Origin of the sequence: Mesorhizobium sp. M1A.F.Ca.ET.072.01.1.1 (genome assembly GCF_004023325.1) — a bacterium.
In the GTDB taxonomy this organism is placed as follows: domain Bacteria; phylum Pseudomonadota; class Alphaproteobacteria; order Rhizobiales; family Rhizobiaceae; genus Mesorhizobium.
On sequence record NZ_RZSF01000298.1, the window covers coordinates 1 to 8,441 of the forward strand.

The following is an 8,441-nucleotide window of genomic DNA, read 5'->3' on the forward strand; positions in this document are numbered from 1 at the left end:
AATGGATGGTCGAGCCGACGCCCTGCTTCCAAAGGGGTTTTGTGAAGGCCTCATGCTCGCCCGGGCGCGGTTCCTTGTCGGCGAGCACATAGAGCAGCAGCCCGAGCGGGCCCATATAGAGCGTCACAAGGATGAACCCCCATTTCATCACTACCGGCTCGGGATTGTTGCGATACTGGTCGAAGCCGACATAGAGCGTCGAGGCCAGGGAGAGCGCGAACCAGACAACAAGAAAATAGTCGATCGGTTGGATGAACATGATCCGGCCTCTCGGATTGTTCGATGAAACGGCTGGTTGTACTCTGCCGGTGAACGCAGCCGGAGCCATTGCGATCCACCGTCCGCGCTGGAACTTGCCGTCACGCCCGTCGTTGGGCCTGCACTGAAATCAGGCTTCCAGAGTGTGCGGGCGCAACGCATCGGTCGTCCTCCGAAGGCCTGGCGGCTTTCTTTTCAGCCGCGCTTTCCGGCGCGCCAACGTCTGCCGCGCGTGCCCTGAGTCATGCCGGAAAATGGCCGGCTGATCCCGGCTACAGGGTGGGTCGCAACGGCATCCGCCCTATATCTTTACATACCAAAGCTGTTGCCTTGCAGCGTCGTGCCGCCTCTCTCGTTTAGGATGCGTCAGCCTGCCGCAAGCGAGCTAAGCTAGATTTCATCTATGGTCGCCCTCAATTCCGCCGCATAATCGATACAAGCGACACGTCGGGAAGCACAGATCAGGGCCAATCTTTAGGTGCACAAGCAGCGGGGAAATTAAGGGGATCGCGTCGAAGTTCATCTTCGCGCTCATCACCCTTGCCCTGCTGCAGATGAGTGCCGCCGGAAGTTCCCATTCGCATGAACTGATTTCGGATTGCGCGAGCGGGACGGTTGCTCACTCGCATTCGAAGCACTTCGATCCTTCGCACGACGTCGCGAAAGATGCCGACGAAAGTTCGGCGGATGACGGTGGGGGTGAGCAGCAACCGGATCACGCCGAGGGTACGGAGCGCCTGGCTCACGGCGGAGTGCTTTGCTGTGCTGGCCTTTGCCTCGGGTACGCGGGCTTCGAAGGTTGCGAGGTGCGCCATCCAAGGCTTCTAGCGGCGAGCCTGATTGTTCCGGCTGCTTATCGCAGCCGTCCCAGCATACCCACGGCAGGCCCCGAGAGGCCCCCCAGAACCTGAGCAGTCTGATCTTCGCCCGGCCGACAGGCCTCGACGTTCAAAAACTGCTGGCTTCTGAACATGACCATTTCTTCGCTCTTTGGCGGCCTATGCGGCTTTCACCCCCTTTGTGCTGCCGTAGGCCTGCTTATGCTTCTTTCATCGCCGCTCTTGGCGCATGAAGGACACGACCACGGCAAACAGCCCGCCATCGCTGCTTCCGCCGCCAAGCCGCGCGTCAGCGTTCAGTCTCCGGCTTATGAACTGGCTGGCATACTCGAGGGTGACAAGCTCTCGATCTTCCTCGACCGTTTCGATACCAACCAGCCCGTTCCGGGTGCGAAAATCTCGGTTATCGTCGGCGGCGACGCCGAGATGGCAGCAAAGGAAGTCGACGCCGGCATTTATGTTCTGCAATCCGAGAAGTTCCTGTCTCAGGGCCCACTGGAGCTGGTCTTTTCAGTAGCACATCCCTCCGGCGATGATCTGCTTATCGGATCGATCGAGCTGCCCCGCAAAAGCCCAGCCCAGGCGGATCAGTCGCGCCCGCAGGGGCGTGGCTTGGAGAGCATGATCCCGGAGAAACTGGCCCTGGGCGATTTCGAAGTCGACCGTCTTCAACTGCTGGCTGGCGGCTTTCTTGGTTTCGGGTTCCTCGCGGGCTTGATGGCGCGAAAAGGACGTCGGGCCGCCCCCACCGCAGGGCTCGTTCTTGTCGTGCTGATGGCGACCGCTGCCTTTGCATTTGGCCATGAAGGCCACGATCATGGTGAAGCCTCGACCCTGCTGCCTGCCGGGGATGCGCCGCAGCGTGCAGCTAACGCCCGAGGAGCCCAACAGGCTCGTCGGGGCATTCGCCCAGCCGTTGGGGGCGGACGCAAAGGTCGTCGTGTCGGCGACGCTGGCTGACGGGCACACCGTCCAGGCACGGTTCGGAGGAAAGTGAAGACCTTAAAGCGCGTCGCCTGAATTCGCTTTTAGCGCGACGCGCTTCAGCTGCCCGAGCGCGAACCCAACCCGCGAAGGATCATTCGCAACAGACGTTCGAGCTTCGGCTTTGACCGCGCCTGCTGGGCCGCCACAAGGGCGGCCAGCGCGTACCTCGCGAGTTCAGCCGCCGGCGAGGCATCTTCAATTTCACCGGCCTTTATGGCCTCTGCCATCAGTTCTGCGACCATCGCCTCGACCCGAGCATACGCCTGTCTGGCATGCGGCATCGAATGGAGCAGCGCGGCAAACGTTTGACCATGGCCATGGCGAGCGTTCTCGGCATAGGCGAGCAGAACAGCTTTGAGGGCGGCAAGCGGGCCGGCCGCCTTTGCCCGGGCCTGTTCCAACGCGGCAAGGTGAGTGCTGACCTCCCGAGCGTGCCAAGCAACCAGGATCTGCTCAACCTCACTGAAGTACTTATAGAGGGTGGCGCGACCTATGCCGGTTTCCTTGGCGATACGGGCCATTGTGAGGTTGTGCAGGCCCTCGGCCGCGGCCAACTCGGCGGTCTTGTTCACGATGGTAGTGGCGACGGCGTCGCGGTGGGCTTCGATCGTGTCGTTCCAGAGCTTAGGCATGGGGGCAGTCATTTCACAGGCGTCAGGCGGTGTCGAGACATATCATCTTGACTCAGAGACATTATGTCTCGATAAATGACAATTACGAACGGTGGACCTGACCAGATGGCGAATAGCAAGCGCACAGCAGCAGGCATGCCCGGTTGGGTGAAAGCGTTCTTGTGGGTGGGTCTCGCCTTGCTCGTGATCGTCGGAATTGCGGCACTCAGCGGTCACGGTCCGTGGCAGCACATGGGCGTGGTGCACTAGCGTGATCTTCAATGCACCACTGCGCAAACTGGTGCTCCTGCTGCATGTTATTTCCAGCGTAGGGTTTCTGGGAGCAGTGGCGACCTTCCTCGCGCTCGCTATCCTCGGGCTCAGCGGTGATGCTGAGGCCCAGCGCTCCGCATATATGGTCATGCCGGCCCTGACCTGGGGGGTTATCGTCCCCTTGGCCGCGACAACCCTTACGGTCGGAGTCGTTCAGTCTCTCGGCACACCGTGGGGGCTGTTTCGCTATTATTGGGTGATCGTGAAGTTGGTGCTGACGGTGATCGCGCTGATTGTCCTGCTGATACAGACCCCCACAATTTCGCAGCTCGCATCCGCTGCGGCGAACGGCACGCTTGCGGCAGCAACGGGTGGCCGGTTCGCTATGGTTCTGCATGCTGCCGGCGGTGCGGTGGTACTCGTCATCGCGACCATACTCTCGATCTTCAAGCCGCGCGGCATGACGCGCTATGGCGTCCGGGCAGTCGAAGTCCAGTCCAGGTGGCTGGCATGAATGCATCGTGCTCTTGGCCGATGCGCACAGCGTAGGCATTAGGATCAACAACGTTGAACGCAGTCGAACATGATCGTCCGATTTTCGGCTGCTTTGCGCCGCATCTTGTCTTGCAGATAGTGTTTTATCTCTGAACGCAAGCGGACACTCCGACTCGCGCGTAATTCGCCTTTTGTCCTCTACCACCATAACGACAATTCCAGCCCACATATTCGCGCTGTCGGCGGCGAAAACGATGCTGGAAGCCGACGATCACGGCTTCCTCACGGTCGATGTGCCGAATTTCTGGGAAAGGCTTGAATTGAGTGGCTACTCGGAACGTTCGTGAGGAACCAGACAAGTAGCTAGGGTCAACCGAGTGCTAGTTTCTTGGCTGTCTCGGCGGGGCGAGATGGCTGCGCAGCGCCATTCTATCTATGTCGTGTTCGCCAATCTCATCGGCCGAACGCACCACCAGCACCTGCTTCAAAATGTGTAAGTCGGTAAGAAACTCGGGCTCGCCCTTCTTGTTGAGAACCGCCGGCATAAGCAGATAGGCTTTTGCTTGCCCGAATGATTTCAGAAAACGTTCGAGATTCACATCGTTATCGGGCTGCATTGTCATCATTCGCGATGAAACTACCATAATGTCCCGTTCGTTGAATTCGCTCTTATCCGGATTGGCGGTGATCATCACCGTATAGTGCGACGACGGCTGCTGCGGCAGGTTGCGGATAACAGAAACTCTGATTAGTTCCTCTTTGTCGGCTTCACCAACGCGCTCACGCCAGCGCTCGAAGATGCTACTCGCGGCGTCGCGATCCTCGAACATCAATGCCATTGCCGGCGGAACCCTCGGATCGAACTGCACATACGCAGTTCCTCTCCAAACGGCCTCGTCCCAAGAATGAATATCAATCACAGATTTGACCCCCATCTTCCGGTGGTCTTTAACCTCGGGAGGCCTTGGAGGCGCTCGGTCTTCCGCTCCAGCGGCGGGCTCCTCCGTGCCCTCGTCGTCTTCATCGTGGGGCAAATCAATCCGCGACAAGCGAGGTCTCTCACCTGCCGGATATGTACGATGGGCTTCCCTTTTCCACCTCGCGATCGATCCAATATGTTCATCCAGAACGCGGTGATAACTATTTGGGCTCACGGCAACCATCGTCGTGCGGTTCATCACTGCCTCGTCGACAATAAGCTGCTCGATGAATTCTTCGGGACGCTTAATGATGAATGCTGCGACGAGGATCTTCGAAGCCACTTTGATCAGCAAGTCTTGAAGGGCGCGCTGGTGATCGAAGCTGGGCAAAGAAAATTCCGTCGGCCAACGAAGCGTGCCTCTCATCGACTTGGTTTCCAACGTGAAACCCGGAACGACGATTTCATTGGTAAACTGGAGATCAATGACTACCTTTTCCGTATGCGGGACCAGATCGGCATCAAGAGCAGTTGCAAAAAAGGCCTCTAACGCTCCGATCACGGTCTGGGCTACTAGAGAACTGCTCTCGCTCCCGAGGGTAGCTATCTCGATCTGCATTCCCATTATCGTGGTGGCTAGTGTTTCGGCAGAGTGGTCGTTCAGGATGAGCGGGCCAGCGATTGACTTGCCTACGGGCTGGCTCATCAGAATCGACAGCAACCTGTTCACGCCCTCGTCGTCTTCTTCGGGCCGGAGGCTGCCATCCCTCCGTAGAAGATCACGGTAGCCGAGCGAGAAGAGCAAGGCTGTTCTCGCCATCATCAAACCCATTCCCTGAAGCACGTCTGGAAGGTCCTGTAGCCTGGCCAATTGATCATCATCGAGATTCAAGATCTGGCAGGCGAACGCGTATTCCAGCTCTCGAATATCTTTGTGGAGGATCTCCTTGGATTCGTCGGTCAATGGCAGGGACCGAAGGGCCCCATTCAACAGGATAAGGGCACTTAGAAAATCGGGGACGCACCGGAGTTCCAGTGAAATCCACGCAAACACTTTCATCGACGGGATAAATGCGACCGGCACCTGACTGTCTTCCTCGCCTTCTATTGCAAGTGAAGACGCGAGGAAGATGCAGCTCGCGCGGGCTGCCCAAAGCAGGCCCGAACTTCTGTACGCCATAGTCAGCAGTCGAAGAGCCTCAGCGAGGCTGTCGGCATATTCCCGCTTGCTGAGTAGAAGTACCGCCTTGCCTGCAAGCCGGAGGATTTCGAAATGCTTCGAGAGATCAAGCTGTCTCGCCCGCGCAAGGAGAATCAGAGCGCCTTCTCCCTCGCTTTTCCGCTCCGATACGAAGGCCACAAGGTCTTCAACCAACTGGCCATATGATGGGTCTGAGCCCGCAATCATTCCTGTCACGTCGACGAGCTTGATGAAACGCTCCGCGTTGAATTCGCTGAGGCCCCGCGCGTCGACCAAAACCTGAGAGTACGATTTCCATATCTCTGGAAGAGCGTCACGGTTTCCATCCAGCAATTCGAGATTCAACTTCAGGAGCAGGATCGAAACTCGGGCTTCAACGTTGTTGTTCGGTCGTTCGCGATCATCTGCCATCTGTTCAAGCGCTGCGATCAGGGCAGCCGCCCGCTCGTCAAACTTGCACGCTTCGCGCGTCATATGCCGGTGCGTAATGGCACTACAAAACGCCTGCATCAGATTGCAAAGAAATTCGAGATTGGCGGCGGACCTTGACGGCAGCACGAGAGCTGCAAGCTCATCGTAGGAGTCATTCGCAAGGGCGAGATCATCGTACCACCAAATAGCAGTCCAGAGGTATTCGTAGGTGCTCTCCACCCTTTGCCGGAATGTCCCCCCGTCTTTCGCGAGTCTGATCGCCCTGAGAAATCGACCATCTGTTTCAGTGCGCGGCTTCTCCAAGCCACGGGATACTTTCGCGGCAATCAGCGCTTCCGATGCACGTTGAATCTCCAACCCAACGAACGCTTCAGGGTCGGCTAGCGCAGCTTCCGCATCCTCGAGCTGTTGGGTTCTTGAGTAGTCGGTAGGGCCGAGGCGAAGGCGGTTTGGGCTTTCTTGGCCGACACCAAGGTAGTTGTAGGCGATATCCTTGCGGTCGCCCTCGATGATCTCCTTGCAAATCCACGAACGGTCATGAATCGTGACGGGAATGCCATGCTTGGCAAGCAGTTCGTCTTCCAGACGTGCTCTATCTTTGGATCGTGCAGGACGACTGGTTACGCAGACGATCCGATCGTACTTCCGTCCAGTGTCAATTATACCCTGCACATCTTTGCGGACTTTGTCGGCCCACGTCTTCTTAGCGCTGAACGCGAAGGCCCACCGCTCGTTGGCTGCCTTGAGATCGCCGATGTAAGTCTGGCTAATTTCTTCGCTGACAGGGTAGGTCTCGCTATCGACTTTGCTATCGCCGCCTCCTTCCGGCCCGGTCTGGGGCCGAAGGTTCGGACATATCACCCGCTCGCAAAGCTTGCGGCAAAACAGTTCAAAATCTTGCGTCTGATTGCGGTCCGTGATCGTGTCGAGCTGAAATCCCAAAGTTGGGACATCGAGCACATAGGCCGATCTGTCGCTTGTGTCCGAATAGTATTCCGGTCGGAGACGGCGCATGAATGCCGACGGCGACATTCCGATACGCATGCCGTCGTCGTTACTATCGCCAGTGTCAGGTTTGCCCCTCATCGAGATATAGATAGGCGGTTAGTCGCCAGTTTAGCAGCTTTCCCGTCGAAATACCTTGTTTTCGATGTGGATAACTCTCGTACTGTCCTTTACGCCTGGCTCAAACAAGAAGCAGTCGTTCCTTCCGGCCCCTTCCAGGGCATTTCAGTGGCCGTCGATCGCCGAACTGGGCCAGAGCTGCTGACCTCGATACACTAAGCGCTAATCTATGCTTCGAAAGCTAGGACCTCGAGCCTCATGCGACAGCTTTTGCTTTTCGCGCAGATAAGCGTAACCATCCGGCGTAGGCCGCGGTGGACGCGCTATGCTTTGACGCGGGGATGGTCGTAAGCTGAATGCACAGCTACTTTGTGACTTGGATGGCAGTGTGGGTAGTAGGTGCCAATTGCACCTAATCAACAGAAACAGGCGGGACCCCCTTGCCGAGGGGCGCTGGCAGATTGTCAACAAGACCCTCTTCGACTACAGTTGATTGCAACTTGAGCAGAGTTGGTGAGTTGGCCGCAGAGGTGGAACAGAACTCGGAGATCGGCCCAGCCAGACCTGACGACTTCCCTGCCATTCGGGCCTTGTGCAACGGCTTCATCGACTGGTGCCGGTCGCGCTATGGCGAGAACGCTTGGTTCGTCGACCGCTACTACACGCCAGAACAATGGGCCGCACTCCTGGACAGCCTCCCCAGGATCCACTCGGCTCCAGATGGGGAGATCCTTGTTGCCCGCCTGAACGGAAGGGTGGTCGGCTGTGTGATGATGCAGCGAATCGACGAACACACATGCGAGATGAAGCGCATGTTCATCAGCTCTGAGGGCCGAGGCTTAGGGCTGGGCCGCCGTCTCGCCGAAAACATCGTGCGCATGGCTGCTGAACGGGGCTACACCACCATGCGACTGGATACCGGCCGCAACCACGATCAGGCGCTAAGCCTCTATCGCTCTCTCGGATTCCAGGAGATCGCGCCCTACTACGAAGCACCTCCTGAACTGCGCAATCATCTCATCTTCATGGAAGCCCCTCTGGCGAGGTAGCTCCGTCGCCTTCTCGATCAGCCCTCGCCCAGGTGCGGCAGCGATGCACCGGTCGGATGGCCCCATACGATGTAAACCATCCGGCGAGGGCTCCGGTCAGGCTGCTTTTGCGGTGATGGTGGATTGGCGCCAACTCCACGGCAGGAGTTCGGCGAGCCGGTTCTGCGGCATGTCTGCGATGCGGGGTAAGCGCTGTTCTGACAGCACCTTTCGCGCGTGACCGTGAGGAACGATGTTCGGAGCCTTTAAGGGCTTCGACACATGACGATTTCAGAGCTTACGCTTAAGTCCAATGATGAAGAGCCGGTTCGC

At 57.9% G+C, this 8,441-nt stretch carries 6 protein-coding genes and 1 pseudogene; 3 read left to right on the forward strand and 4 right to left on the reverse strand.

Going from position 1 to position 8,441, the window contains the following annotated elements; translation table 11 throughout:
- A pseudogene (locus tag EOA32_RS29170) lies at window positions 1–259 on the reverse strand (copper oxidase); the annotation flags it as partial.
- A 460-nt stretch (window positions 260–719) separates the two neighbouring features.
- Window positions 720–1,073: a hypothetical protein gene (locus EOA32_RS29175; protein ID WP_128373558.1), complete on the reverse strand. Its 354-nt coding sequence runs from the start codon at window positions 1,071–1,073 to the stop codon at window positions 720–722.
- A gap of 156 nt (window positions 1,074–1,229) precedes the next feature.
- On the opposite strand from EOA32_RS29175, the gene EOA32_RS29180 reads away from it, so the two are divergent.
- Window positions 1,230–2,057 (forward strand): hypothetical protein, encoded by an 828-nt coding sequence (locus EOA32_RS29180; RefSeq protein ID WP_128373559.1) that lies wholly within the window; start codon window positions 1,230–1,232, stop codon window positions 2,055–2,057.
- A gap of 83 nt (window positions 2,058–2,140) precedes the next feature.
- On the opposite strand, the gene EOA32_RS29185 is transcribed toward EOA32_RS29180, so the two are convergent.
- Window positions 2,141–2,716 carry a TetR/AcrR family transcriptional regulator gene (locus EOA32_RS29185; protein ID WP_189407453.1) on the reverse strand — a complete coding sequence of 192 codons (576 nt, stop codon included), beginning with the start codon at window positions 2,714–2,716 and terminating at the stop codon, window positions 2,141–2,143.
- Window positions 2,717–2,966: 250 nt separating this feature from the next.
- Here EOA32_RS29185 and EOA32_RS29190 point away from each other — a divergent pair, with 250 nt between their 5' ends.
- On the forward strand, window positions 2,967–3,482 hold the full coding sequence (locus EOA32_RS29190) for a hypothetical protein (protein WP_348632238.1): 516 nt from the start codon (window positions 2,967–2,969) through the stop codon (window positions 3,480–3,482).
- Between the two features lie 361 nt (window positions 3,483–3,843).
- On the opposite strand, the gene EOA32_RS29195 is transcribed toward EOA32_RS29190, so the two are convergent.
- On the reverse strand, window positions 3,844–7,059 hold the full coding sequence (locus EOA32_RS29195; protein WP_128373561.1) for a tetratricopeptide repeat protein: 3,216 nt from the start codon (window positions 7,057–7,059) through the stop codon (window positions 3,844–3,846).
- Between the two features lie 521 nt (window positions 7,060–7,580).
- On the opposite strand from EOA32_RS29195, the gene EOA32_RS29200 reads away from it, so the two are divergent.
- On the forward strand, window positions 7,581–8,129 hold the full coding sequence (locus EOA32_RS29200; protein ID WP_245499417.1) for a GNAT family N-acetyltransferase: 549 nt from the start codon (window positions 7,581–7,583) through the stop codon (window positions 8,127–8,129).
- Window positions 8,130–8,441 lie beyond the last annotated feature (312 nt).